Consider the following 24,605-nt stretch of genomic DNA (forward strand, 5'->3'; position numbering starts at 1 on the left):
GTAACGTTAATATGTATATTTCGCCACTTCCGGTCGCCACGGACTCTGATGTTGATAAACTTAGAGATGATATTGCTAATAAACTTTTATTCACTATTGGCAAAGATCCCGCAATCGCCACGAAACGGGAGTGGCTTAATGCGATGTTATATGCGGTACGCGATCGGATGGTCGAGCGCTGGCACCGTTCTAATCGGGCGCAATTCTCTCAGGATGCGCGCCAGGTATATTATCTGTCGATGGAATTTTTAATTGGTCGTACGCTATCCAATGCATTGCTCTCTTTAGGTATTTATGACGAAGTCAGAAGCGCGCTGGAGGCAATGGGGCTTGAACTGGAAGAACTGATTGACGAAGAAAACGATCCCGGGTTAGGTAATGGTGGTCTCGGTCGTCTGGCGGCCTGCTTCCTTGATTCACTGGCGACGCTTGGGTTGCCGGGATGTGGATACGGTATTCGTTATAACTACGGTATGTTCAAACAAAATATCGTTAACGGTGTACAAAAAGAGTCGCTCGATTATTGGCTGGAATACGGTAATCCATGGGAGTTTAAACGTCATAATACGCATTATAAAGTACGTTTTGGCGGGCGTGTTCAACAGGAGGGGAATAAAACCCGCTGGCTTGAAACCGAGGATATTCTGGCCGTGGCGCATGATCAAATTATTCCAGGTTATGCGACGGACACGACTAATACGTTGCGCTTGTGGAACGTGCAGGTGAATAGCGAAGTTAATGCGGGCAAACTGAATCAGCAGGCCGACTTTGCTACTGAAGTGGAAAACAAATACCACTTCGATCGTATCTCGCGGGTTTTGTACCCGGATGATTCCACCGATGCGGGGCGTGAATTGCGTTTACGCCAGGCCTATTTCCTGGCCTCGGCGACGATCCAGGATATTCTGAGTCGTCATTATCAGTTGCACAAAACTTACGACAATCTGGCCGATAAAATTGCGATTCACCTTAATGATACGCATCCGGTACTGGCGATCCCTGAGTTGATGCGTTTATTGATTGATCATCATCAGTTTAGTTGGGATAACGCGTTTGACGTGACTTGTCAGATTTTTTCTTATACCAACCATACGTTGATGAGTGAGGCGCTGGAGACCTGGCCAGTAGAAATGCTAAGTCGAATTTTGCCGCGCCATTTGCAGATTATTTTTGAGATTAACGATCGTTTTCTGAAGACCTTACAGGAACGTTATCGTAATGACAGCGATCTGCTAAAACGTGTGTCGTTAATTGATGAGTCCAATGGTCGTGTGGTGCGTATGGCCTGGCTGGCGGTAGTTGTCAGTCATAAGGTAAACGGCGTGTCGGCATTGCATTCAAAACTGATGACCGAATCACTGTTTGCAGATTTTGCGAATATTTTTCCCCTGCGTTTCACCAACGTAACCAATGGTGTGACTGCGCGTCGTTGGCTGGCGCTGGCGAATCCACCGCTTGCCAAAGTGCTGGACGAAAATATCGGTGACAGCTGGCGGACTAAATTAATGCAGTTGGGCGAGCTGAAGCAGTTTATAGATTATCCGTCGGTGAATGAGGCTGTGCATCGTGCGAAACGTAAAAATAAGCAGCGACTGGCGCACCATATTGCCACCCACTATGGCGTGGTGGTGAATCCTGATGCGCTGTTTGATGTGCAGGTGAAACGCATCCACGAGTACAAGCGGCAACTCATGAATGTGCTCCACGTTATTACACGCTATAACCGAATTAAAGCCGCGCCGGATGCCAACTGGGTACCGCGAGTGAATATCTTTGCCGGAAAAGCAGCCTCCTCTTATCACATGGCAAAACAAATTATTCGCTTGATTAACGATGTGGCGCAGTTAGTCAATAACGATCCGCAGATTGGCGGCAAACTGAAAGTAGTGTTTATTCCGGATTACAGCGTCAGTCTCGCTCAGCTAATTATTCCGGCAGCCGATCTGTCAGAGCAAATTTCCCTGGCCGGGACGGAAGCCTCCGGGACCAGCAATATGAAATTCGGTATGAATGGTGCGCTCACTATCGGTACGCTCGACGGTGCGAATATCGAAATGCGCGAATACGTTGGGGAAGATAACATCTTTATCTTTGGCAATACGGCGAATCAGGTTGAAACTCTGCGACGTGATGGCTATGACCCGAGGCACATCTTTGAAAAGGATGAGGAACTTCATCAGGTGCTGACGCAAATCGGTACAGGGGTGTTCAGTCCGCAGGAGCCAGGGCGTTATAGAGACGTGTTGGATTCATTGATTAACTTCGGCGACTACTATCAGGTATTGGCAGATTATCGCAGCTATGTAGATTGTCAGGATGCGGTGGACGAGTTGTATCGTACTCCCCGGGAGTGGACGACAAAAACCATGCATAATATTGCTAACATGGGGTATTTCTCGTCGGACAGAACGGTTCAGGAATATGCCGACCATATCTGGCGCATAGCAAAAATACGCGTGTAGCCAGTATTTCTAACGCTCAGCCTCTCTGGTTTTCATAACAGGGAGGCTGTTTGCAAATCAGCCAGAATAGGTGAGAGGATTTTGTGGGTATTGCTTTCTTTGCGCGATGAGGCAAACACGCTAAATTGTGGCAAGGGAAACGGAGTGTTTATTTTTTTTAGTCCATACAGCTGAGCGTGTGTTTCAAATACCTTTTCCGGGATCACCCCTAAACAATGGGTATTGGACACAATCGTCAGAATCGCCGTAAACGATGAGGTAAGCAGGCAGCGTTCTCCGGTTCTGAATTTTTTATCCACAATACTGCGATGATAAATGATTTTCTCATTCTTAGTATTGTAACCGACCAGGTTAGCGTTTCTGAATTGCGCTTCACTGATGGTGTTACCATATAAAGAATTATTCTGCGAGGCCGCCAGCACCAGGCGCATATCGCATATTTTCTGGCATGAAAGACTTGCTGACTCTACGGCAAAGGTAGAAAAAACGGCATCTGCCTGACGCATATTCAGCAGTTCAATAATACTCTGTTCATTCAGGTCGGCGGTAAGGTGCAGGAGGCTGATATCGGCGTCAGTCTCGATTATTCTGGCGGTGACATCTGGAATAACGATAGGGGAAATAAAAGATTCCGTATAAAGCGTTAACCTTTTTTTGGCGGCAGGCGTGGAAAGCGGCATCAGCGTTGATAGCTTATCGATAATTGGGATTGTATTATCATACAGTTCATCAGAATAGACTGTCGGTAACAGTGCATTCCCGCTACGGACAAAAAGATTATCACCCATCATTTCGCGCAGTTTTCTTAATGACTGGCTGACGGCGGAAGGTGAGATGTTCAGCATGTCAGCGACTCTGGAAATGCTACCCACGCTATAGATCAAACAGAAAATGGTCAGCAGATTGAGATCTATTTTTGATAGTGTGCGTATTTTTTCTGCATCATTTGCTTTCGACATAGACCCCTCATCATCAACACCATGGCAGTAACCACATCAGGTATAGCAAAAAAAGTCAGGCGAGTCAGACACAGAGCGCCTTCGATAAGCGTACCGGATGAAGTTGTAACATTGTAAATTATGTTAATCAATTGGGCTTTATTGATGTAGGACATCTATTTGTTCAAAAAACAACCATACTATTAAGTTGCACCATAGTTGGAAAGAGGAGGAACAAAGTATGGTTGTTGACAGACTGAGAACCGATCTTCTCAACAAATTGATAAACGCCCGTATCGAACTTGCCGCTTATCTGCAGTTGAGAAAAGCGAAAGGCTACATGTCAGTTAGCGAGAGCGATCGCCTGCGTGATGTTTTTTTTGCACTGAATCGCGAATTGCACGAGCAATCACAGCTTCACGGTATGCATCTTGATCAGGAAGAGTGGAATGCCCTTCATCGTGCTGAAGGGGCGTTAGCCGCCGCCGCGGTTTGTCTTATGAGTGGACATCACGATTGTCCAACGTTTATCGCCGTTAACGCAGAGAAACTGGAAAACTGCCTGACAACGCTGACGCTAAGTATCCAGAGTTTGCAATCTTACCCAACGCTGGAACACGTCTGAATCAGGGGGAGGGCGCTCCCCCTTTTCGTCAAGATTATGTAAATGTAGCGGGATAATTCCCCTTGCTGGCTACGCTTTATGCAGAGCCATTAAGGAGGTGTTATGCGTCGACTCTTTCTCTGTGCTATTCCACTTGCGCTATTTTCCACTTATGCCGCCGCGGTAAAAGTGGAAGTGCTGCAAACTAAACTCGATCACCCATGGTCACTGGCTTTTTTACCCGATAACCGCGGTATGCTCATTACGCTCAAAGGTGGACAGCTTCGACTCTGGCAGCCTGATAAAGGGCTTTCCGACCCGCTGACCGGCGTACCCAAAGTTTGGGCAAATGGTCAGGGAGGACTGCTTGATGTGGCGTTAGCACCGGATTTTGCACAATCTCGCCGGGTATGGCTAAGCTTCGCTGAAGCCGACCGCGAAGGCAAAGCGGGCACTGCGGTAGGCTACGGGCGATTGAGTGACGATCTCAAACATCTGCAAGGATTTCAGACCGTTTTTCGCCAACAGCCAAAGCTTTCCACCGGAAACCATTTTGGTGGACGTCTGGTATTTGATGGTAACGGTTATCTGTTTATTGGCCTTGGGGAGAATAATCAACGCGCTACCGCCCAGGACCTGGATAAATTGCAGGGTAAATTAGTCCGACTGACCGACGAGGGAAAAATTCCGCCGGATAATCCGTTTGTGAACATGGCAGGAGCGCGGGCAGAGATTTGGTCGTATGGCATCCGCAACCCGCAGGGTATGGCGATGAATCCGTGGAGTGATGTGTTGTGGCTCAATGAGCATGGTCCACGCGGAGGCGATGAAATCAATATCCCCGAGAAAGGGAAAAACTACGGCTGGCCTATCGCGACCTGGGGTGTTAACTACAGTGGTTTGAAAATTCCCGAAGCAAAAGGTCAAATTGTTGCTGGCACGGAACAACCCATCTTTTACTGGGAAAAGTCGCCGGCGGTTAGTGGAATGGCTTTTTACAATAGCGATACCTTCCCGCAGTGGCGGCAAAAGTTGTTCATCGGCGCGTTGAAAGATAAAGAAGTGATCGTGCTGAGCGTTAAAGGGAATACGGTCACTGAGGATGGTCGTCTGTTGCAGGAAAGGGGGCAGCGGATCCGTGATGTGCGCGTCGGACCAGACGGTTATTTGTACGTGCTAACCGACGAGTCCGACGGGGAATTACTGAAAGTGAGTCCCTGATTTGGTTAGCTGACCGGGATCATCACGATTTTTTGAAACGCCGGGCGCTCGGTCAGTTGTTGATACCAGCGTTCCAGATGCGGGCGCGGGGTCCAGCTCAGACCAACGTTGAACAGGTTATAGATGAACGGTGCAACAGCGATATCCGCGGTGCCAAATTCAGCGCCGGAGAACCATGGCTGGTCTGCCAGCGCGTTATCCAGAATGGCAAACAGGTTCTCGCAAACTTGCTTACTTGCCTCAATGGCCGCCATATCGCGCTGATCGGCAGGTGTTCTGACCAGACCAAATAAGATAACCCGATGCGCAGGGCTTAGCGTCTGATTTGCCCAGTCCATCCATTTTTCACCGACTGCGCGCGCGGCCGGGGCGTCAATCCACAAACGTTTTTGTCCGTACTGAGCGGCCAGATAGCGGACAATGGTATTGGATTCCCACAGAACAACGTCTGTTTCATCATCGCGTAGCAGCGGGACCAGTCCGTTCGGGTTCAGTGCCAGATAGTCGGCATCGCGGTTACCGCCATGCTGTCCGCCCGCCAGAATTTGGTTATACGGCAGTTCCAGTTCCTCGAGCGTCCACAATACTTTTTTTACGTTGGTCGAGTTATTGCGACCCCACAGTGTAATCATAGTAACCCCGCAAATTAATTGAGCAGCTTTATGGCTGCAGATGCCATCTGACTAGCTCACATGGTGGGGTAAACCTAATATTTACGCAACAAAGTCTAAAAAAATCGTGCCAGGAGCAGCGCAGCGCGGCGTTATTGCATAAACTTTAAAAACTTTACCAACTTACGGTTTCTTTAAGCTCGTTAGTGCGTTATTACTCACCGCACTTATTTTACACGTCATCCATCAGACTTTTTCTGCATGGGTTGGTCGAGGTCGCTTGGCCGGTTTTGTGTAAACACGGTGTGGTATGACGTGGTTTTTTGGAATGGATACTCGGGTGGCATTTATGACGCAATACTTCTCTTCACTTCGCAGCTTTGCTGCAGGTTCTGCACTCTTAATCCTTTTGGCGCCGACCGTACAGGCGGCGGAGCAACCGACGGCCCCGCCGAGCGTGGACGCGCGCGCGTGGATTCTGATGGATTACGCCAGTGGTAAGGTGCTGGCGGAAGGTAATGCTGATGAGAAACTGGATCCTGCCAGTCTGACCAAAATCATGACCAGCTATGTGGTTGGGCAGGCGCTGAAGGCCGGGAAAATTAACCTCAACGACATGGTCACCGTGGGCAAAGACGCCTGGGCGACCGGTAATCCAGCCCTGCGCGGTTCGTCGGTCATGTTCCTCAAGCCCGGCGATCAGGTTGCGGTGTCCGATCTGAATAAAGGCGTTATCATTCAGTCAGGTAACGATGCCTGTATTGCACTCGCTGATTACGTTGCCGGTAGCCAGGAATCCTTTATTGGTCTGATGAACGGCTATGCGAAAAAACTGGGGCTGACCAACACGACTTTCCAGACGGTACACGGCCTGGATGCGGCAGGACAGTTCAGTACCGCACGTGATATGGCGTTGCTCGGGAAGGCGTTAATCCACGATGTGCCGGAAGAGTACGCTATTCACAAAGAGAAAGAATTTACCTTCAATAAAATCCGCCAGCCGAACCGCAACCGTCTGTTGTGGAGCACCAACCTGAACGTGGACGGTATGAAAACCGGGACCACTGCCGGGGCGGGATACAACCTGGTGGCCTCCGCGACCCAGGGCGATATGCGCCTGATCTCCGTGGTACTGGGAGCAAAAACCGACCGCATTCGTTTCAATGAGTCAGAAAAGCTACTGACCTGGGGCTTCCGCTTCTTTGAAACCGTTACGCCGATTAAACCAGATGCCACTTTCGTAACCCAGCGCGTCTGGTTTGGCGATAAGAGTGAAGTGAATTTGGGCGCTGGAGAAGCGGGTTCGGTGACTATCCCGCGTGGTCAGCTCAAAAATCTGAAGGCCAGCTTTACCCTGACTGAACCACAGCTAACCGCGCCGTTGAAGAAAGGTCAGGTTGTGGGCACTATCGACTTCCAGTTGAACGGAAAATCCATTGAGCAGCGTCCGTTGATGGTGATGGAAGATGTGGAAGAGGGTGGTTTCTTTAGCCGCATGTGGGACTTTGTGATGATGAAATTCCACCAGTGGTTTGGTGGTTGGTTCTCTTAATCTTATCTATTGCCGGATGGCGCAATCGCCGTCCGGCAGTATCTGTTAGTACTTCAGCGTGATACGTTGTGCTTTAGCGTACTCAACAAATGCCTCGTCAGGACGGCTGTCGCTGATGATGGTATCAAAGCGTTTCAATTCCCCCATCCTTGCAGGGCGCACCTTGCCAAACTTGCTGTGATCGACCACCAAAACGTGATGCTGCGCCATCGACATCGCCCAGTGCTTCACCGGCAGTTCTTCCAGATTAAAACAGGTCGCGCCTTTTTCGATGTGAACACCTGCCGCGGAATAAAAGGCGATATCCGGACAGAGGTTGTTCAGCGTTTCCTGAAAATCGAGCGGTTTAAAAATCGCGTTACTGGCATGGAATTCACCACCACACAGAATGACGCGGCACTGCGGTTTTTCCTGCAGCACCAGAAACGTATTCAACGAGTAGCAGATTGCGGTGAAGGGCAGTTCATTGTCGATCGCTTCAATGATCCACGGCGTGGTCGTACCGCAATCGAAAAAGATGGTCTGATGCGCCTGCACGAGACTCGCCGCCTGCTGGGCAGCGCGACGCTTTTCATCAACCAGACGGGATTTTTGATCGCTGATTAAATAGTGGTTAGCGCTGCGGGGTTCCAGAACAATATAGCCCCCGAGCAGCACGACGGGAGCATCATGATTATTCAGGTCGCGACGAATGGTCATCTCAGATACGCCCAGCAACGTCGCGGCTTCTTTGAGGTGTAATTTATCGCTGCGTTTCAGTGCCTGCAGTAATTGACCAATACGCTCGTCGCGTCGAGTTTCCATAGTTCCCCTGGAGAATAGAATAAGTGCTTAGTTTCGCGCTTAATACTACTCTTTTTACCGCGGGTTAGTCACGTACCCAACCTTTACGGATGGGGAGAGCGAAGCAGGTGCGATAGCACGTCTGCAGGCCGAGGTACAAGGTTGTGCCGAACCGTTGCCAGATCATCTGGGCGCTCAGACAGCCGATCAACCCGGCCAGTAATCCGCCCAGCATATCCAGCGGCCAGTGAACGCCAAGGTAAACACGTGACCAGGCAATCGCCACGGCGACAACCATCAGCAGAGCACCCGTCCACAAGCGATGCCAGAACAGGAAGGCCAGAGCAAAGGTAAAGATAACCGTACCGTGGTCGCTCGGGAAAGAGTCATCTGCCGCATGGTGCAGGAAGTTATAGCCGATGTGGTTAACGAACGGACGATCGTGGGGGAAAAGATGCCCCATCAGCCAAGAAATTGTCAGACCGACTACCAACGCAATGGCCATTTTGATGACCAACTGGCGCTGGAGCGTAACCTGACCACGAGGTCCCCAAAGCCAAAGTACAACGGCTAACAACGGCACGATGCTAATCAGGTCTTTGGCAATAAAAATCGCCAGCGATATCATCCATTGCGCAGAGTCCGGCGTGGCATTGATGAGATAAAAAAGTGAGTTGTTCAGATTTTCCAGCATAACGTCCAGACTCAGTGTAATCGTTTAAAGGCCCATAGGGGGGAGAGCATAAAATTGCTTTCACGGAATAAAAAGCGGTCTTGTCTTATTTGTCTGCTAACTGACTATTTTTAAGACAGTTAATGAGACTTATTGAGCATGATAGCGGCCTCAACTTAAATTAACCTTAAAGCAAAATGTTCTTGAGCAAATGAGTGTAAAAATGTGCGCATTTTGCTTTCAAATCACATAATTCACTATCACCAGTACGGCGCATTTATTACACTTTGCGCGATTTTTCTATAGTTAAGAGATTGCATGCAGAACCGTTTATCTTCAGGCGTCCGTTTGGGGCGTCAGGCATTACTTTTCCCGCTCTGTCTGGTGCTTTACGAATTCTCCACTTATATCGGCAACGATATGATCCAGCCCGGAATGTTGGCGGTGGTGGCGCAATATAACGCCGGATTAGATTGGGTACCTACGTCCATGACCGCCTATCTGGCAGGCGGCATGTTTTTGCAGTGGTTGTTAGGACCGCTGTCGGACCGTATTGGTCGTCGTCCGGTAATGTTAACCGGTGTGATCTGGTTCATCGTTACCTGCCTTGCAACCCTGCTTGCACAGAATATTGAGCAATTTACCTTCCTGCGTTTTTTACAGGGGATAAGCCTGTGCTTTATTGGTGCAGTGGGTTACGCCGCCATTCAGGAATCCTTTGAAGAAGCGGTCTGCATAAAAATTACCGCGCTGATGGCAAACGTGGCGCTGATTGCGCCACTGCTGGGTCCGTTGGTAGGCGCAGCCTGGGTACATGTTCTGCCGTGGGAAGGGATGTTTATCCTGTTTGCTGCTCTGGCGGCCATCTCCTTTTTTGGTCTGCAACGCGCGATGCCAGAAACGGCAACCCGGCTTGGTGAAAAGCTGTCCATTAAAGAGCTGGGCAAGGATTATAAGCTGGTGCTGAAGAACGTGCGCTTCGTTGCAGGCGCACTGGCGTTGGGTTTTGTCAGCCTGCCGTTACTGGCGTGGATTGCGCAGTCCCCGATTATTATCATCAGTGGTGAACATCTCAGCAGCTACGAATATGGTCTGTTGCAGGTGCCGATTTTTGGCGCGTTGATTGCTGGTAACCTGGTGCTGGCGCGTCTGACTTCGCGAAAAACCGTGCGTTCGCTCATTATCATGGGCGGCTGGCCAATCGCCGTTGGCCTGATTATTGCCGCTGCGGCCACGGTGGTGTCATCCCATGCATATCTATGGATGACGGCGGGTTTGAGCATCTATGCGTTTGGCATTGGCGTGGCGAATGCGGGGCTGGTGCGCCTGACGCTGTTTGCCAGCGAAATGAGTAAGGGTACTGTTTCTGCCGCAATGGGTATGTTGCAGATGCTGATTTTTACCGTCGGTATTGAGTTGAGCAAACACGCGTATCTGCTGGGAGGGAACGGCTTGTTCAGCCTGTTCAATCTGGCAAGCGGCGTACTGTGGCTGATTCTGATGGTTATCTTCCTGAAAGATAAACGGGTAGGGAATTCCCGGGAAGGTTAAGGTCCGGATTTCCGCAATCCAGCGCAGATAAGCATAATGACGCCGATAAATTCATCATTATGTTGATACTAGAATCACGCTGTAGGCCGGATAAGCGAAGCGCCATCCGGCGGCCTGTAGCAAATTGCCGGATGGCGGCGTAAACGCCTTATCCGGCCTACCGCTCACCAAAGATCTTAACTGACCAGTATTACGGTTGTCTGGGCCTGGCGACAACTTAGTGGTGGTCGTCAATCTGATGTTCGATAACCATCCCTTCACCGACGCTTGCCACATGTCGCGCATAAGGATGTGCGCGATAGACAGGGGCCGGAGCAGGCGCTGGAGCAACATATACCGTTTGTGGTGCGGTCGTTACGCTGACCGCCTGCGGGACGCTGACGGAAGAGGGCACTACCACCACTTTATAACCGCTGGGGACATCAACGGTAACGCTCTGTGCAAATGTTGTCCCCGCAAAGCCCAGCAACAATGTCGCCATCAGTACACTTTTCTTCATGATCCGCTCGCCTGAAATATTCACTGGAAGTAATAATCCAGCAGGTTAATTTGAGGCGGATTATGAATAGATCATGCCATCATTTTGTTGCCGTCTGTGCTGAGCCGTTAATGCGTAAACGGTGCTTCATTCTTTAACACGCGATCGATAACATCCAGCACGCCCTCTTCGTTGTTCGAGCCTGCACGATATTTTGCCGCCTCGATCACCGGCTCATGGGCGTTGGCCATTGCAAAACTAAATCCTGCCTGGCGCAGCATCTCAATATCATTTCCGCCATCGCCAAACACAACAACCTCGTCGTCGCTAATATTCCAGCGTTGTTGCAGCAGGCGCAGACCGTTTGCCTTATGCACACCGGGAATAATTAAATCGATGCTGCCGTAGCCGGTATGCACCGGTACCATAATATCGCCAATCGCATCGTGGAGATCGGCCTGTACCTGTGGAATTCGGTCGTCGGAAATATTCAGCCCGAACTTGAAGAAAACATCGTTGAGGTTGTCAAAATTATCTACAAATTCAAGACGATGATAATACATGGCGGAAACGTTCTTATGCTCATCGCTGTACTGTTTCAACGTATAGGCGCTGTTTTTACCACAGGCAATAATGTCGATATCGGCGCGGGTCAGCAGATGATCTACGATGGCATGGAAATCGTCTTTAGCCAGTTCGCCGTTAAAAACATCTTCTCCTTCACTGACCACCCAACCGCCGTTTTCGGCGACAAATGAGATTTCATTGGCCAGTTCGGGGAAAAAGGAAATCAACTGATAATATTGGTTACCGCTGGCGACCACAAAGCGGATCCCTTGTTCTTTCATCTGGCGGTATTGCGCCATAAAACGCTCGCGGTTATAGGTTTTTTGGTCGCTTAAAAATGTGCCGTCCATGTCGACCGCAATTAATTTGATACTCATTAGCTGTTCTCCATCACCGTAGTATTTTTGAGATCCGGTTTCGCTACCGCTTTCGCGACGACGGCGGCGACAAGCACCAGCGCCAGCACCACCAACATAGCGCTGCGCAGGCCATAGTGTTCACCCAGATAGCCCAGAAGCGGCGGTCCAACAAGGAACGCCAGGTAACCGGTGGTCGCCACGACGCTGACGCGGGTCGGGGCATCGGGGCCGGTGTCGCTGGCGGCTGAAATGGTCAGCGGGAAACCGAGCGATGCGCCGAGTCCCCACAGAATAACGGACACACCCGCCACCCAGGAGCTGTCGACAAAAATAATCAGGCTAATCCCGAGAGCGCCCATCAGCGCACTGGCGCGCACCACCGCAACGCGGCTGTAACGGTCGATGAACCAGCCACCGGTAAATCGCCCAACGGTCATACCCAGCGTAAAACCGGCATAAATCAGCGAGCCTGATGTCGGGCTAAATCCATGTCCGTCCACCATTAACAGTGGAAGCCAGTCGTTGGCGGAACCTTCAGCAAATGCCATTGCCAGCACTACAACGCCGATCAGCAATAGCTGGATATCACGATAAAAAGGCAGTCCTTTTTCACCGGAGTGAGAACCGTCAGCGGCATTTTTGCCCGTGCCGTCAGGAATAGCTTTGATGGCGATGAAAATAGGTGTGATAGCAACCATTGCAGCCAAAAGAATATGCGCGGTAGCCGGGACGCTGAAGGCGGTAAGCATCATTCCAACTCCAGCCCCTGCCAACGTTCCCAGGCTGTAAAAACCGTGCATCATCGGCAGCACGGTTTTGTTCATTTCGCGCTCAACTGCCGCACCTTCGACGTTGATGGCAACTTCTGCCGCGCCAAAGCTGGCGCCAAATACGCTCAGGCCAAACGCGAAAAGCCATGCGGAATGTAGCCAGAGCGCTACGCTGAGGATCGCCATTCCGAGAACGGCACAAGACATGGTGGTGCGGATCACCTTACGCGTGCCAAATCGTTTCACCAGCCAGGCCGAACAAAGTATGCCACTCATCGAACCAATAGAGAGCCCAAACAACACCGCACCCATTTCGGCAGTGGAGATGGAGAGGATATCTCTGATGGCAGGGGTACGCGTTGCCCAGGAGGCCATTAATAATCCTGGTAAAAAGAAGAACGTGAACAGCGCCCAGGTGCGACGTCTTAAGGCTTTGCGTGATGAGATGCCAGTCATGAATTCGAGCCAAAGAAAAGAGGGAAGGAGACAACATTAGCAAGACTGTGTACATTTGTACACAAATGCAAGAAGAGGAAATGTAGTGCGACGTGCAAACGATCCGCAGCGGCGGGAAAAAATAGTTCAGGCGACTCTGGATGCAGTAATAGCCCATGGTATTCATGGGGTTACACACCGTAAAATCGCTATGATTGCCGAGGTACCACTGGGTTCTATGACCTATTACTTTTCGGGAATCGATGAGCTTTTGATGGAGGCATTTGGCCGTTTTACTGACAGGATGATGCTGCAGTATCAGGACTTTTTTGCCGATGTTAAGGATGCGTCGCAGGCTTGCCATGCCATTACCGATATGATTTACGGCTCTCAGGTCACAACGCCTGATAATATGGAGCTCATGTATCAGCTGTATGCTTTTGCCAGCCGTAAACCAGCGTTGAAAACGGTGATGCAGAACTGGATGCTACGCAGCCAACAAACGCTGGAGCAGTGGTTTGATCCGGTTACTGCGCGGGCGCTGGATGCGTTTATTGAAGGAATGACGCTGCATTTTGTCACGGACAAAAAACCGCTGCAGCGAGAAGATATCTTGCTGATGGTGGAGCGTATTGCAGGGATACCCGCGACAGTCAGCTGTGCGTAGCGCCTCCGGTAATATTCACTACCGTCGCGGTCATGGCGCTGGCATGGTCTGAAGCGAGAAAGGTCATGACCTCAGCGATTTGTGCAAGCGTAGGCAGGCGCACGAGCATGGTACTTTGCGCCGCACCCCCTAACCATTGATCGACGGTTAAACCCATTGACTGTGCTTTGGCGGAGAAAATTTCTCCGGTATAGGAGCCAGCTGCAACAGCATCCACAATCGCATGCGAGCGCACGCCGACGACCCGGATATTTGCCGGTCCTACCTCGCTGGCGAGCGCTTTAATAAAAGCCTCTGTTCCTGCACAACCAACAATATGACCCAGATGACCAGGCATCGCCATCGGGGCCGCGGGGGCAACAACGCTGAGAATGACGCCCGCACGATTGCCGCCCATGTGCGGCGTTACGGCTTTAGCGATATTGAACTGCGCCGAGAGGAAAGGGGTGATGCCGCTCATAAACTCAGAGAGGGATAATGCGTTAATGTGTTTGCCCTGTTCGTGCATAAATCCCGTTGCGTTAACCACCACATCTATTCCACCGGTTTGCTCTACAAGGCGGGTAACTTCCTTCGATGCGTTGTGCTCGTCGAGTACATTGGTGATAAAGGTTTCGACTGTACCACCTGCCGTTCGGATAATACTGGCCGTCCGATCAAGTTTTTCCTGGCTGCGAGCGCCCAGACATATATGGGCTCCTTCGCGCGCCATGGCCTGCGCAACCGCACTACCAATAGCCCCGCTGCCACCAAAAATTACTGCGACTTTGCCAGTAAGCAACATGACTAACCCCCATCCCCGATAAAGCACCGTTTTAAAGTATGTGCCATAACCGGCATGCTGCAAATTTGGGAGGAGTTTCAGAGGTGGAAGACGATGAACGCAAATTTCAGGCAACAAAAAACCCATTTATGTAAATGGGTTAGTGAAAACAATGAGTTGCAAGATAATCAATAAGTTAGTTTGGTGATGAGAAGTGACGATTACGGGGTATTGCCAGCCGCTGCCGCCACTTTGTCGCCACTTGGCAACGTAGCCAACGGGTTAAAGCGCAGGGCGGTTTCAAGGTGGTCAGGCGCAAGATGAGCATAGCGCATGGTCATTTTTATGTCGTGGTGACCCAGGATTTTCTGGAGGGCAAGGATGTTCCCACCTGACATCATAAAGTGTGCTGCAAACGTGTGGCGCAGAACGTGGGTAAGCTGCCCGCGAGGAAGCACGATGGAAGTTTTATCCATCACAGATAAAAACTGAAAGTAGCAGTCAGTAAAGAACTTGAAGCCGTCCAGGGCAATGATTTCCTCATACAACTCTTTGCTGATAGGAATGCTGCGGTTTTTTTTGCCTTTGGTCCTGACGAACGTGATTCGATACTTTGTAACTTGAGAGCGAGTGAGGTTCACTGCCTCGCGCCAGCGTGCTCCGGTGCTCAGACAGATTTTAACGACCAGAGCGAGCAGGGGGCTTTGGCGGTTGCAGTCGTACAAAAGCTCAGTAATTTGTTCATGCGTCAGCCAGGCCATCTCCTTTTCTGCGATGGTAAATTTGCGCATGTTCTCCAGCGGGTTGGGCGCTGTCCATTCACCTAGTCGGGCCAGCTCGCTAAAAACGCCGCTAAGGTAGCTTTGCTCAAGGTTGATAGTTACCGGGCTGGCACCTTTCTTCCACTTGTCGCTAAAGTAGATTTCCCCTGTAAGGCGTTTATCGCGGTAGTGCGCGAACAATTTGGAACTGAGATCGGTTGCGAGAGGGTTTCCGAGTGCATCGACCATCAGGACCAATTTGTCGTAAACATGCTCGCCAGCTGTCAGGGATTTGCCGTGCAGTTTGAACCAGAGTTCAACCACGTCTTTCAGAGTTCGACGGTCTACCGATTCACCCAGCCAAGGCTTAGCTTCTGCCTCATCCATCGTGTGACGCTCAAAAGCTAATGCTTCGCCTTTGGTAGCGAACTGTTTACGCACACGACGCCCGCTGCGTCCGGCAGGGTAGCATTCACAAATCCATTTTCCGGTGTCGAGTTTACGTACTGCCATAAAAAAGCCCTCATGTCTGAGGGCTAAATTTAACTGTATATTCAACCAGTGGTCAATGTATGATTAACGTAAATCATACATGCTATGCAACGATTAGTTCTTCGTTTTCTTCTGTTACTGCGTTGCGCGCATTCTCAATGGCTAAAGACTCTCTATACTCTTTAGCTTCTGCAAACATTGTCCAATGTGCATTAATGTTCATGTTTTCAATAGTAGACTTAATATCCTTTATGCCAACATTGAAGAACTCTTTGCGTGAGTTAACCTTGTTCAATTGCTTGTCGTTAAATACTTTATGCAAGTGGTTTTCTAATGATGGAGCATCATCACTGTAGATCATTGCATGTACATCGAATGAGAATGGCACACTGGCATCGCCAAGTTCACGAATGCGATCCAATGGCTCAAGGCGGCGTGTCATCCCAATTTTATATACATTTTCGCCGAAGGAACCGATGTTACTAATAACATAAACATGGCCTGAGCGTGTTTGCTGTGCCATTGAAATAGCTCGCTGGTTTTTGGCTTCAGCCTCTTCATATTTAGCTTGTAATTCAGCCAATTTCTGTTCGAGAACTAAGCGTTGCTCTTCTCCAGCGAGCATTAATTCTTTGGTCGCCTTATCAATGGCCTGCTGAATGGCTTTTTCTTCTTTTTCAGCTTCTTTTATTGCTTTTTCATACTCTCTGCGAGCTCTTTCCTCTTCGCGAAGTTGTTCTTTAATTCTTCTTTGTTCTTCTTTCTCTTCAAGCATAATTTCATTAACTGCAACACCCCATTTTAGTTCATTAAGTCGTGCTTGAAGATATATGTCACTTATTTTAGCCGACCTAAATGCAGAACCGTTATAATTAACTAGCTGAAAGGCATCTTTTATTTCCTGGGATAGTTTACCGAAGTTGTTATGTTTTATTTTTGATAGAATAGTGTCTACTTTTCCATTGAAAGCATCCAAAACAAAGTTGATTGCAGTAGTGCGTCTATTCTGTTCAACATAATCACACGAGGCTGCTTTATTAGTTCTTATTAATGAATCTGTTAATTCTCTAGCTTTTTTCAACTCCTTACCTGCATCTGTAAACTCATAATTTTCCGCCAACTCATCAAGTACACTGCGATTAGGAATTATCCATTCATCCCCATAGCCATCAATTTTATTCTTCATTGATTTGGCAACGGATTCATATCTTTCTGCAAATTCTTTCGCTTCATAAGCTGACCCAGCAATCTCCTTTGCCCTTTCTTCAGCATTTGAAATTATTTTTACTGCATTATCATTAGCATTTGAGATCAGTTCATTCGCTTTACTGTTTGCATTATCAAGGCGTTCTTTGGCTTTCAAGCGTGCATCGCGAGCGTCTTTGGTGATAGCTATTGCTTCGCTATTTGCATTGCTTATTGTGAGCTGAGCTTGATTATGTGCTTCGTTTACTGTTTTAGCTGCCATTATTTGAGCTGCTTCTATTTTCTGTTTAGCTATAGAGTCGGCTGTCTTAATCTTTTTCTCTGCATCCTGTACCGCGCTGTGTAATTCTGCATATTGCCATAGGGGGGCAGCTCTTCCTTCTAACTCAGAGTGCTCACGTATAGCTTGAGCTATTTTTTTATCGGACTCGATCAATTGATTTGTTAGAGAGTCTCTTTCTTTTTTTAAGTTATCATTCTCTAATGATAAGTTTGTGACGGTTAACTTATTTTTCTTGGCTATTTTGTACAAGATAATAGCCAAGACGGGCGAGGATAATGCTAAAAATAATACTATTATAAGAAATAAATCCATTTCTAAGTCCTTTTATTCTATCAATTTGAAACAGTTGTGCTTCTCACATATGCGATAACTTCTATATCTGAAAAAGCACATTCAAAACTATTATCTACAGTAGAAATTTTAATCATGCTCTTAGGCAGCCTGGTGATGAGCCTAATGGAATAAGTTCCATCAATGTTGATCAACCAGTACCCATCAAGCACTTCTGCAAATTTTTGCTCACAGATGTATGTAGTAGGTCCGTCCAGAACAACAATCGGTGCAGAAAGCTTCGCGGGAAGAAATGACGCGTCAAATACACATGAGCCATCTTCAACCATTTTTCCCGCAACCAGACGAAACTTCACGAGCTCTTCAGTGGTTGCTGTTTGAGAACTTAGCTTAAGACCTTGCCCGGTGGTCAACCAATTGAGCGAAGTGCCTGTTTCCAGGGCACATTGAATTATCCAATCTGCGGGGAAGGTATCTCGCAGGTATCTATTAGCCAATGTGCTTTTTGACACTCCTAAGTGGTCAGCAAGGGCCTGCCGAGTTGTAAATCCATATGCCTCGACCAGTCGCTCAATCGCAGCCTTGCCACCCTGATTGGGATTTATTTTGATCTCATTTGGGTACTTTGATGTTGACATATCTCTTATGCGATCCTAGTATCAATTTCGTTCCCATTTGGGGACTTGTCACGATTACTACCGGCTCACCACAAGCCAATAGGAGATGTTGCATCATGACCCCTAACATTTCAATCACTCTGAATACACCGCACGTCACAATTGAACGCTACAGCGAGCTAACAGGACTGCCTGTAGACACCATTAACGACATGCTCGCTGATGGTCGTTTGCCTCGCCACCGTCTGCGTAAGGACAAGAAGCGCGAGAAAGTGATGATTAACATCGTCGCGCTTACTGTTGATGCGCTTTCTGATTGCAATGTAGCTATTAGTTAGTTCCATTTTGAGATACATCGGAGTCTCTTGCTATGTTTGACTATCGAGTTTCCAAACACCCGCATTTCGATGATGCCTGCCGTGCCTTTGCCTTACGTCATAACATGGCGAAGTTGGCAGAACGCGCTGGCATGAATGTCCAAACCCTGCGCAACAAGCTAAACCCGGAGCAACCTCACCAGCTTACCGCGCCGGAAATCTGGTTACTTACCGATCTTACTGAGGACTCAACTCTGGTTGACGGTTTTCTGGCGCAGATTCATTGCCTGTCTTGTGTCCCAATAAATGAAGTAGCAAGCGAGAAAATGCCGCATTACGTGCTGAATGCAACAGCAGAGATTGGCCGGGTTGCTGCCAGCGCAGTTTCTGGTGAGCTACAAACCACCGCCAGCCGGCGCCAGGTTATCGACAGCATCAACTCTGTCACTCGTTTGATGGCACTCACCGCTGTTTCATTGCAGGCGCGTTTGCAGGCTAACCCGGCGATGGCAAGCGCGGTAGATACCGTGACGGGCCTCGGCGCTTCGTTCGGTCTGATCTGAGGTGGTTATGCTGACTAAAGAACCATCTTTTGCATCACTGCTCGTTAAGCAAAGTCCTGCAATGCACTGCGGTCATGGCTGGATTATGGGGAAGGATGGCAAGCGCTGGCATCCATGCCGCTCTCAGGATGCGCTGCTGGCTGAGCTGTCCACTAAAAAGCAGGGGAAACCATGGCTATTGAAGGCGATGCTGCGACTGTTCCGCTAAGCGCTGGCCTCCGCCTTAATGGGTTAAACCACATCGCGGAATTAAGGGCGAAAGTGTTTGGCTTAAATATTGATTCAGAACTGGAGCGCTTTATTAGCGATATGCGGGACCAACGGGATATTAACCATGAGCAGAATAAACGCGCACTAGCCGCAATATTCTTTATGGCAAAGATTCCGGCGGAACGTCATAGCGTCAATGTTAGTGAGCTGACGACTGACGAAAAGCGGGAGCTGATTAAAGCAATGAACCATTTCCGTACAGTGGTGAGTTTATTTCCAAATCGGCTAGCCATGCCGAATTAACCCACAACCGAAATTAAAGGCGTAAACCCGCCGGGCTTCTTATTGCCCAAATTCAGGAGAAACAACAATGCGAAATATTGAAACCCGAATCACCAAAACAGGACCAGATGATGCTGGCCTTAACCAGATGCTGACTGATGCGCGCTTGGAAGAACGCCGTGCACGTGCTGCGGCAATGGCAGCCCGTCTTGATAGCCTGGCTTGCCATATCACGTCACGCCAGCTTAATCACGTTGAAGCGGCGGAGCTGCTGCGTATTGCGGCTGAAAACATTCAAAACGAAGCGCAGGAGATCCACTGATGGCTGATTCAATGGACCTTGTACAGCAGCGCGTTGAAGAAGAACGTCAGCGCCACATCCACACCGCCCGCAACAGAACGCCAGGCGTTTCCCGTGTGCTTTGCATTGATTGTGAGGCACCGATCCCGCCAGAACGTCGCCGCGCTATTCCGGGCGTGCAGTGCTGTGTCACTTGTCAGGAGATTACGGAGCTGAAAGGCAAACATTACGTAGGGGGTGCTGTATGAGCACTATCCTGAAATGGGCGGGTAATAAAGCCGCTATCATGGCGGAACTGAAAAAACACCTTCCAGCAGGCCCGCGACTGGTTGAACCTTTCGCGGGTTCCTGTGCTGTGATGATGGCGACAGATTATCCTCATTATCTTGTCGCAGATATTAATCCTGATTTGATTAATCTTTATCTGATGATTCAGAAAGACCATGAGGCTGTCATTCAGATAGCTAGGGAGTTATTTAAAGATTTTAATTCGGATGTTCAGTATTACCGTGTCCGCCAGCATTTCAATTACTCAATTTCTAATGAAGTAGAAAAAGCAGCATATTTTCTATATTTAAATCGCCATGGCTATCGTGGCCTTTGCCGTTATAACCAGAAGGGTGAATATAACAATCCATACGGACATTATAAAAAGCCGTACTTCCCCGAAAACGAAATACGCGCTTTTGCCGTGAAAGCTAAACGTGCAATGTTTATTTGTGCCAGTTTTGAGGAAACACTGGCGCTGCTGCAGGCTGGTGATGTTGTTTATTGTGATCCGCCATACGATGGCACATTTAGCGGTTATCACACTGCCGGTTTTACAGAGGACGACCAGTATCATCTGGCGTCTATTCTTGAGCGCCGGTCATCAGAAGGTCATCCGGTTATCGTGTCCAACAGCGACACGTCCCTGACCCGTTCTCTCTATCGCAATTTCTCCCGCTATCAGCTGACGGCAAAGCGCAGCATGGGTGTGGCTGCCGGTGATGGTAAGTCCGCCGTGGAAATCATCGCTACTTCTAAACCTCATCACTGGATTGGTTTTGACCCTGCTGGCGCTCCTGATTGCTGCGTTAAGTATGAGGTGCGGGCGTGAGTGCGTGGGCTTATTACAACGAGATAGACCCGTTTGCAGCTGCGCGGCTGCGTGTACACATGGCTGCCGGTCGCATTATGCCGGGTGTTGTAGATGAAAGGAGTATTGAAGATGTCAGACCCGATGATTTACGAGGATTTGCTCAGGTCCATTTCTTTGCAGGGGTTGGCATTTGGTCATATGCCCTGCGCCGTGTGGGCTGGGAAGACAGCAGAGAAGTCTGGACAGGTTCCTGCCCATGCCAGCCTTTCAGCGCGGCAGGCAAAGGAAAAGGATTTGCTGACGAGCGGCACTTATGGCCCGCCATGCATTGGCTGGTCGGGCAGCGTCGCCCTGTCGTTGTCTTTGGCGAGCAATCTGCAAGTGCTGACGCAAATGACTGGATCGACCTTGTACAGACTGACGTGGAAGCCCTGGGTTATGCCTTCGGGGCGAGTGCGTTTCCGGCTGCGAGCGTCGGTGCCCCGAACATCCGGGACAGAACTTATTGGGTGGCCCACACCCACAGCGAATGCCTGGAAGCATCCCAGCAACGCGGGCCGTCAGGGAGGATTGAACTTGCAGACAGCTGCGCAGCTTTCGGGCTGGACAACTCCGAGCGCCAGCGACAGCAGGCGGGGAGGGCGGGGGATTACCGCGGGCATGTCCGGCAGCAGCCTTGCGCAACAGGTAAAAATGGCTGGCTGGCCTACGCCAACAGCCAGCGACCACAAGGGGGGATATCCTGGGGGGAGGATTCGCAACGGGAAAATATCGACAGATCGTCTGGATGTGGTGGCACAGATTGCAGGCCCGGTCCGGTTAACGGCTTCTGGAAAGATGCTGACTGGCTCAAATGCACAGATGGAAAATGGAGGCCAGTTAAATCCGGCCTTGAGCCTTTGGTTAATGGGGCTGCCTCCAGAGTGGGACGAATTCGAACCTACGGAAACGCCTTAAACGCAGAGGCGGCAGTAGTATTCATCAAGTCTTACATGATGGGGGCTGGACTGTGAAGTTGACCAGCTTCGAAATGGTGGCGGCCGGCGGTTCGAATGAGGCCGCCGCAGCCTTTCCATGGAATACCCCAAAAAAAGCGGTTAACCCCTATCTGGACCCGGCGGAAGTTGCGCCGGAGTCTGCGCTTTCAAACCTCATCGCTCTGTACGCTGCGGATAACGAGCAGGAGCATCTGCGCCGTGAGGCGCTGAGTGATAAGGTTTGGGAACGTTATTTCTTCAATGAATCCCGCGATCCTGTCCAGCGTGAAATGGAGCAGGATCGGCTGATTAGCCATGCCAAAATGGCCCGCGAACAGCAGCGCGTTAATCCCGATTTGGTGATTATTGCCGATGTTAGCGCCATGCCTGCCCATATCAGCAAGCCTTTGCTGGAGCGGATTAAATACTTCCATAGCCTGGGCAGGGCTAAAGCTTATTCCCGCTATCTGCGCGAAACAATCAGGCCTTGTCTGGAGCGGCTGGAGCGCGTGCGTGACAGCCAGGTGTCTGCGTCTTTCCGGTTCATGGCGAGCCAGGACGGGCTGGAGGGGCTGCTGGTACTGCCTGAAATGAATCAGGAGCAGGTCAAGCGCCTTTCCACGCTGGTTGCGGCACATATGAGCATGTGTCTTGATGCGGCCTGCGGTGATCTGTTTGTCAGTGACGATGTTAAACCAGAAGAAATCCGCCAGGCATGGGAAAGGGTTGCTGCAGAAGCCATGCGCCTTGAGGTCATCCCGCCTGCCTTTGAGCAGTTGCGCCGCAAAAAGCGCCGCCGCAAGCCGGTGCCTTATGAACTGATCCCACCGTCGCTGGCGCGCATGCTGTGCGCGGACTGGTGGTATCGCAAATTGTGGCAGATGCGCTGCGAGTGGCGGGAGGAGCAGCTGCGCGCCGTCTGCCTGGTCAACAAGAAAGCGTCCCCGTATGTCAGCTATGAAGCCGTGATCCACAAACGCGAGCAGCGCCGCAAATCGCTGGAGTTCTTCCGCTCGCATGAACTGGTCAACGAAGACGGTGACACGCTGGATATGGAAGATGTGGTGAACGCCAGCAACAGCAACCCGGCGCACCGCCGTAATGAAATGATGGCCTGTGTTAAAGGGCAGGAGCTGATCGCGGAAATGCGCGGAGACTGCGCCGTGTTCTATACCATCACCTGCCCGTCACGCTTCCACGCAACCCTCAACAACGGCAGACCTAATCCGAAATGGACCAGCGCCACGGTCCGGCAGAGCAGTGACTATCTGGTTGATACATTCGCCGCTTTCCGCAAGGCCATGCACAAAGCAGGGCTGCGCTGGTACGGCGTCCGCGTTGCAGAGCCGCACCATGACGGCACTGTGCACTGGCATCTTCTGTGCTTTATGCGCAAAAAAGACCGTCGTTCCATCACCGCGCTGCTGCGTAAGTTTGCCATCCGTGAAGACCGCGAGGAGCTGGGCACCAATACCGGACCGCGCTTCAAGTCCGAGCTAATCAACCCGCGCAAGGGCACACCGACAAGCTACATCGCCAAATACATCAGTAAGAACATCGACGGGCGCGGGCTGGCTAAAGAAATCAGCAAAGAAACCGGCAGATCACTGCGTGACAGCGCCGAGCATGTCAGCGCCTGGGCGTCACTGCACCGTGTCCAGCAATTTCGTTTCTTTGGTATTCCGGGGCGCCAGGCATACCGCGAGCTGCGCTTGCTGGCTGGTCAGGCGGCGAGAGTACAGGGCGAACGCAAAGCGGGGGCGCCTGTACTGGATAATCCACGTCTGGATGCGGTACTGGCGGCTGCAGATGCGGGTTGCTTTGCCACCTACATCATGAAGCAGGGCGGTGTACTGGTTCCCCGCAAACATCACCTTGTCCGCACTGCTTATGAGCTTAACGACGAACCGAGCGCCTACGGCGATCACGGTATCCGTATCTATGGCATCTGGTCCCCGATTGCAGAGGGCAAGATTTGCACGCACGCGATGAAGTGGAAAAAGGTTCGTAAGGCCGTTGACGTTCAGGAGGCGGCAGCCGACCAGGGCGCTTGCGCCCCTTGGACTCGTGGCAATAACTGTCCCCCTGTTGATAATCTGAACAAATCAGGGGGTGATTTACCCGATATTAAAACCATGGGTGAGAAGGAGCTGCAGGAATATCTCCACAACATGGGCCAGAAGGAACGGCGGGAGCTGACAGCCAGGTTGAGACTGGTAAAACCGAAGCGGAAAAAAGCATACATACAGAGTATTTCGGAGCAGCAGCGCCTGCAGCTTGAGGCAGAACTGACTGCCAGAGGGTTTGAAGGTAGTGCATCTGAGATTGATTTGCTTCTGCGTGGCGGCAGCATTCCATCCGGTGCCGGTTTACGTATTTTTTACCGTAACCAGAGGCTGCAGGAAGATGACAAATGGCGTCAATGGTACTAAGGATGCTGTTTAACATTTCGTGCTTTATTGACTGGAGTCAGTACATCCAATTAACTGACAAAAAAGAGTTTTACATTTTTTCTTTCCTACTATACTGTTTATATAAACAGTGGGTATATATACAGTGTTTGTGTATCCGTGTAATGATAGGAGGGAAGATGCAGGACTATCTTTTGGAGTCATTGAAGCTCCAGCGTATTGATTTTTTTATCAAGCTTGTAGCGGCTAGTGAGTGCAGCGACGAAGAAAAGCGGCTGGCTATCCAGTGGGTGTCCGAACTGACAGACGAGTTGATGGCGAAAATTCGCAGCCATGAATACAGCCGGTCAATGGACGTTACCAGTTAAAGGGAATCTGT

General features: G+C 50.1%; 27 protein-coding genes. 16 read left to right on the top strand and 11 right to left on the bottom strand.

The window, feature by feature from the left end; genetic code table 11:
• Positions 1-11: 11 nt before the first annotated feature.
• Positions 12-2,462 carry a glycogen phosphorylase gene (glgP, locus tag OGY09_RS14960; RefSeq protein WP_032942799.1) on the top strand — a complete coding sequence of 817 codons (2,451 nt, stop codon included), beginning with the start codon at positions 12-14 and terminating at the stop codon, positions 2,460-2,462.
• A 32-nt stretch (positions 2,463-2,494) separates the two neighbouring features.
• Here the strand turns inward: glgP and OGY09_RS14965 are convergent, their stop codons facing one another.
• Positions 2,495-3,421, bottom strand: a complete 927-nt coding sequence (locus tag OGY09_RS14965; protein WP_032942801.1) for a LysR family transcriptional regulator — start codon at positions 3,419-3,421, stop codon at positions 2,495-2,497.
• Positions 3,422-3,641: 220 nt separating this feature from the next.
• Between OGY09_RS14965 and bssR the strand changes: the two genes are divergently transcribed.
• Together bssR and OGY09_RS14975 are read left to right on the top strand one after the other, a co-directional pair.
• Positions 3,642-4,025 carry a biofilm formation regulator BssR gene (gene bssR, locus OGY09_RS14970; RefSeq protein ID WP_008784229.1) on the top strand — a complete coding sequence of 128 codons (384 nt, stop codon included), beginning with the start codon at positions 3,642-3,644 and terminating at the stop codon, positions 4,023-4,025.
• Positions 4,026-4,127: 102 nt separating this feature from the next.
• Positions 4,128-5,225, top strand: coding sequence for a PQQ-dependent sugar dehydrogenase (locus OGY09_RS14975; protein ID WP_032942802.1), 1,098 nt, complete (start codon positions 4,128-4,130; stop codon positions 5,223-5,225).
• Between the two features lie 5 nt (positions 5,226-5,230).
• Here OGY09_RS14975 and OGY09_RS14980 read toward each other — a convergent pair whose 3' ends face one another.
• Positions 5,231-5,857 carry a glutathione S-transferase family protein gene (locus OGY09_RS14980; RefSeq protein WP_032942804.1) on the bottom strand — a complete coding sequence of 209 codons (627 nt, stop codon included), beginning with the start codon at positions 5,855-5,857 and terminating at the stop codon, positions 5,231-5,233.
• A gap of 328 nt (positions 5,858-6,185) precedes the next feature.
• Between OGY09_RS14980 and dacC the strand changes: the two genes are divergently transcribed.
• Positions 6,186-7,388 (top strand): serine-type D-Ala-D-Ala carboxypeptidase, encoded by a 1,203-nt coding sequence (dacC, locus tag OGY09_RS14985; RefSeq protein ID WP_032944358.1) that lies wholly within the window; start codon positions 6,186-6,188, stop codon positions 7,386-7,388.
• Between the two features lie 45 nt (positions 7,389-7,433).
• On the opposite strand, the gene deoR is transcribed toward dacC, so the two are convergent.
• Together deoR and ybjG are read right to left on the bottom strand one after the other, a co-directional pair.
• Positions 7,434-8,192 carry a DNA-binding transcriptional repressor DeoR gene (deoR, locus tag OGY09_RS14990; protein WP_032942805.1) on the bottom strand — a complete coding sequence of 253 codons (759 nt, stop codon included), beginning with the start codon at positions 8,190-8,192 and terminating at the stop codon, positions 7,434-7,436.
• Positions 8,193-8,256: 64 nt separating this feature from the next.
• Complete coding sequence (ybjG, locus tag OGY09_RS14995) at positions 8,257-8,865, bottom strand: undecaprenyl-diphosphate phosphatase (protein ID WP_032942807.1); 609 nt, start codon at positions 8,863-8,865, stop codon at positions 8,257-8,259.
• A gap of 297 nt (positions 8,866-9,162) precedes the next feature.
• Here ybjG and OGY09_RS15000 point away from each other — a divergent pair, with 297 nt between their 5' ends.
• Positions 9,163-10,395 (top strand): MFS transporter, encoded by a 1,233-nt coding sequence (locus OGY09_RS15000; RefSeq protein WP_032942809.1) that lies wholly within the window; start codon positions 9,163-9,165, stop codon positions 10,393-10,395.
• 217 nt (positions 10,396-10,612) lie between these two features.
• On the opposite strand, the gene OGY09_RS15005 is transcribed toward OGY09_RS15000, so the two are convergent.
• From OGY09_RS15005 to OGY09_RS15015, 3 genes are all read right to left on the bottom strand, one after another.
• Positions 10,613-10,894, bottom strand: coding sequence for a hypothetical protein (locus tag OGY09_RS15005; protein ID WP_003831642.1), 282 nt, complete (start codon positions 10,892-10,894; stop codon positions 10,613-10,615).
• A 107-nt stretch (positions 10,895-11,001) separates the two neighbouring features.
• The gene (locus OGY09_RS15010; RefSeq protein WP_032942811.1) at positions 11,002-11,817 is read right to left on the bottom strand and encodes a Cof-type HAD-IIB family hydrolase; all 816 of its coding nucleotides are present in this window, start codon (positions 11,815-11,817) and stop codon (positions 11,002-11,004) included.
• Positions 11,817-13,025 carry an MFS transporter gene (locus OGY09_RS15015; protein ID WP_008784238.1) on the bottom strand — a complete coding sequence of 403 codons (1,209 nt, stop codon included), beginning with the start codon at positions 13,023-13,025 and terminating at the stop codon, positions 11,817-11,819. The genes OGY09_RS15010 and OGY09_RS15015 overlap by 1 nt, the downstream gene beginning before the upstream one ends.
• An 85-nt stretch (positions 13,026-13,110) precedes the next feature.
• Between OGY09_RS15015 and OGY09_RS15020 the strand changes: the two genes are divergently transcribed.
• Positions 13,111-13,671: a TetR/AcrR family transcriptional regulator gene (locus tag OGY09_RS15020; RefSeq protein WP_003831648.1), complete on the top strand. Its 561-nt coding sequence runs from the start codon at positions 13,111-13,113 to the stop codon at positions 13,669-13,671.
• Here the strand turns inward: OGY09_RS15020 and OGY09_RS15025 are convergent.
• From OGY09_RS15025 to OGY09_RS15045, 4 genes are all read right to left on the bottom strand, one after another.
• Positions 13,658-14,455: an SDR family NAD(P)-dependent oxidoreductase gene (locus OGY09_RS15025; protein WP_032942813.1), complete on the bottom strand. Its 798-nt coding sequence runs from the start codon at positions 14,453-14,455 to the stop codon at positions 13,658-13,660. The genes OGY09_RS15020 and OGY09_RS15025 overlap by 14 nt on opposite strands.
• A 200-nt stretch (positions 14,456-14,655) precedes the next feature.
• A complete protein-coding gene (locus tag OGY09_RS25290) occupies positions 14,656-15,708 on the bottom strand; it encodes a phage integrase (protein WP_048233327.1) in 1,053 nt (350 codons plus the stop codon).
• A gap of 82 nt (positions 15,709-15,790) precedes the next feature.
• Positions 15,791-17,488, bottom strand: coding sequence for an SNIPE associated domain-containing protein (locus OGY09_RS15040; RefSeq protein WP_048233329.1), 1,698 nt, complete (start codon positions 17,486-17,488; stop codon positions 15,791-15,793).
• A 20-nt stretch (positions 17,489-17,508) separates the two neighbouring features.
• Positions 17,509-18,105: a phage repressor protein CI gene (locus OGY09_RS15045; RefSeq protein ID WP_150344840.1), complete on the bottom strand. Its 597-nt coding sequence runs from the start codon at positions 18,103-18,105 to the stop codon at positions 17,509-17,511.
• 95 nt (positions 18,106-18,200) lie between these two features.
• Here OGY09_RS15045 and OGY09_RS15050 point away from each other — a divergent pair, with 95 nt between their 5' ends.
• From OGY09_RS15050 to OGY09_RS15095, 10 genes are all read left to right on the top strand, one after another.
• Complete coding sequence (locus OGY09_RS15050) at positions 18,201-18,422, top strand: regulator for prophage (protein ID WP_004201303.1); 222 nt, start codon at positions 18,201-18,203, stop codon at positions 18,420-18,422.
• Between the two features lie 32 nt (positions 18,423-18,454).
• The gene (locus OGY09_RS15055) at positions 18,455-18,964 is read left to right on the top strand and encodes a phage regulatory CII family protein (RefSeq protein WP_048233334.1); all 510 of its coding nucleotides are present in this window, start codon (positions 18,455-18,457) and stop codon (positions 18,962-18,964) included.
• Between the two features lie 7 nt (positions 18,965-18,971).
• Positions 18,972-19,172 carry a phage filamentation protein Fil family protein gene (locus tag OGY09_RS15060; protein ID WP_000956168.1) on the top strand — a complete coding sequence of 67 codons (201 nt, stop codon included), beginning with the start codon at positions 18,972-18,974 and terminating at the stop codon, positions 19,170-19,172.
• On the top strand, positions 19,136-19,477 hold the full coding sequence (locus tag OGY09_RS15065; RefSeq protein ID WP_000963480.1) for a DUF5347 family protein: 342 nt from the start codon (positions 19,136-19,138) through the stop codon (positions 19,475-19,477). Before OGY09_RS15060 ends, OGY09_RS15065 begins: the two co-directional genes overlap by 37 nt.
• A gap of 67 nt (positions 19,478-19,544) precedes the next feature.
• On the top strand, positions 19,545-19,778 hold the full coding sequence (locus tag OGY09_RS15070; RefSeq protein WP_150344841.1) for a DUF2732 family protein: 234 nt from the start codon (positions 19,545-19,547) through the stop codon (positions 19,776-19,778).
• Positions 19,778-20,005, top strand: a complete 228-nt coding sequence (locus OGY09_RS15075; RefSeq protein ID WP_048233339.1) for a TraR/DksA family transcriptional regulator — start codon at positions 19,778-19,780, stop codon at positions 20,003-20,005. The genes OGY09_RS15070 and OGY09_RS15075 overlap by 1 nt, the downstream gene beginning before the upstream one ends.
• On the top strand, positions 20,002-20,856 hold the full coding sequence (locus OGY09_RS15080) for a DNA adenine methylase (protein ID WP_048233341.1): 855 nt from the start codon (positions 20,002-20,004) through the stop codon (positions 20,854-20,856). Before OGY09_RS15075 ends, OGY09_RS15080 begins: the two co-directional genes overlap by 4 nt.
• Complete coding sequence (locus OGY09_RS15085; protein WP_048233343.1) at positions 20,853-21,851, top strand: DNA cytosine methyltransferase; 999 nt, start codon at positions 20,853-20,855, stop codon at positions 21,849-21,851. Before OGY09_RS15080 ends, OGY09_RS15085 begins: the two co-directional genes overlap by 4 nt.
• Before the next feature lie 17 nt (positions 21,852-21,868).
• The gene (locus OGY09_RS15090; protein WP_286590618.1) at positions 21,869-24,247 is read left to right on the top strand and encodes a replication endonuclease; all 2,379 of its coding nucleotides are present in this window, start codon (positions 21,869-21,871) and stop codon (positions 24,245-24,247) included.
• Positions 24,248-24,405: 158 nt separating this feature from the next.
• Positions 24,406-24,594: a hypothetical protein gene (locus OGY09_RS15095; RefSeq protein ID WP_001154444.1), complete on the top strand. Its 189-nt coding sequence runs from the start codon at positions 24,406-24,408 to the stop codon at positions 24,592-24,594.
• The last annotated feature ends 11 nt before the right edge of the window (positions 24,595-24,605 follow it).

It is taken from the genome of Citrobacter sp. Cpo071, assembly GCF_030332765.1.
Classification (GTDB): Bacteria; Pseudomonadota; Gammaproteobacteria; order Enterobacterales; family Enterobacteriaceae; genus Citrobacter; species Citrobacter portucalensis.

Bases quoted from the DNA above. Each gene is read 5' to 3' on its own strand.
- OGY09_RS15000 (WP_032942809.1), top strand. From the start codon at position 9,163: ATGCAGAACCGTTTATCTTCAGGCGTCCGTTTGGGGCGTCAGGCATTA.
- glgP (WP_032942799.1), top strand. From the start codon at position 12: ATGTATATTTCGCCACTTCCGGTCGCCACGGACTCTGATGTTGATAAA.
- dacC (WP_032944358.1), top strand. From the start codon at position 6,186: ATGACGCAATACTTCTCTTCACTTCGCAGCTTTGCTGCAGGTTCTGCA.
- OGY09_RS15065 (WP_000963480.1), top strand. From the start codon at position 19,136: ATGGCTATTGAAGGCGATGCTGCGACTGTTCCGCTAAGCGCTGGCCTC.
- OGY09_RS15010 (WP_032942811.1), bottom strand. From the start codon at position 11,817: ATGAGTATCAAATTAATTGCGGTCGACATGGACGGCACATTTTTAAGC.
- OGY09_RS15080 (WP_048233341.1), top strand. From the start codon at position 20,002: ATGAGCACTATCCTGAAATGGGCGGGTAATAAAGCCGCTATCATGGCG.
- ybjG (WP_032942807.1), bottom strand. From the start codon at position 8,865: ATGCTGGAAAATCTGAACAACTCACTTTTTTATCTCATCAATGCCACG.
- OGY09_RS15060 (WP_000956168.1), top strand. From the start codon at position 18,972: ATGCTGACTAAAGAACCATCTTTTGCATCACTGCTCGTTAAGCAAAGT.
- OGY09_RS15090 (WP_286590618.1), top strand. From the start codon at position 21,869: ATGGTGGCGGCCGGCGGTTCGAATGAGGCCGCCGCAGCCTTTCCATGG.
- OGY09_RS14980 (WP_032942804.1), bottom strand. From the start codon at position 5,857: ATGATTACACTGTGGGGTCGCAATAACTCGACCAACGTAAAAAAAGTA.
- OGY09_RS15045 (WP_150344840.1), bottom strand. From the start codon at position 18,105: ATGTCAACATCAAAGTACCCAAATGAGATCAAAATAAATCCCAATCAG.
- OGY09_RS15055 (WP_048233334.1), top strand. From the start codon at position 18,455: ATGTTTGACTATCGAGTTTCCAAACACCCGCATTTCGATGATGCCTGC.
- OGY09_RS15050 (WP_004201303.1), top strand. From the start codon at position 18,201: ATGACCCCTAACATTTCAATCACTCTGAATACACCGCACGTCACAATT.
- OGY09_RS25290 (WP_048233327.1), bottom strand. From the start codon at position 15,708: ATGGCAGTACGTAAACTCGACACCGGAAAATGGATTTGTGAATGCTAC.
- OGY09_RS15095 (WP_001154444.1), top strand. From the start codon at position 24,406: ATGCAGGACTATCTTTTGGAGTCATTGAAGCTCCAGCGTATTGATTTT.
- OGY09_RS15070 (WP_150344841.1), top strand. From the start codon at position 19,545: ATGCGAAATATTGAAACCCGAATCACCAAAACAGGACCAGATGATGCT.
- OGY09_RS14975 (WP_032942802.1), top strand. From the start codon at position 4,128: ATGCGTCGACTCTTTCTCTGTGCTATTCCACTTGCGCTATTTTCCACT.
- OGY09_RS15025 (WP_032942813.1), bottom strand. From the start codon at position 14,455: ATGTTGCTTACTGGCAAAGTCGCAGTAATTTTTGGTGGCAGCGGGGCT.
- OGY09_RS15015 (WP_008784238.1), bottom strand. From the start codon at position 13,025: ATGACTGGCATCTCATCACGCAAAGCCTTAAGACGTCGCACCTGGGCG.
- deoR (WP_032942805.1), bottom strand. From the start codon at position 8,192: ATGGAAACTCGACGCGACGAGCGTATTGGTCAATTACTGCAGGCACTG.
- OGY09_RS14965 (WP_032942801.1), bottom strand. From the start codon at position 3,421: ATGTCGAAAGCAAATGATGCAGAAAAAATACGCACACTATCAAAAATA.
- OGY09_RS15040 (WP_048233329.1), bottom strand. From the start codon at position 17,488: ATGGATTTATTTCTTATAATAGTATTATTTTTAGCATTATCCTCGCCC.
- bssR (WP_008784229.1), top strand. From the start codon at position 3,642: ATGGTTGTTGACAGACTGAGAACCGATCTTCTCAACAAATTGATAAAC.
- OGY09_RS15075 (WP_048233339.1), top strand. From the start codon at position 19,778: ATGGCTGATTCAATGGACCTTGTACAGCAGCGCGTTGAAGAAGAACGT.
- OGY09_RS15005 (WP_003831642.1), bottom strand. From the start codon at position 10,894: ATGAAGAAAAGTGTACTGATGGCGACATTGTTGCTGGGCTTTGCGGGG.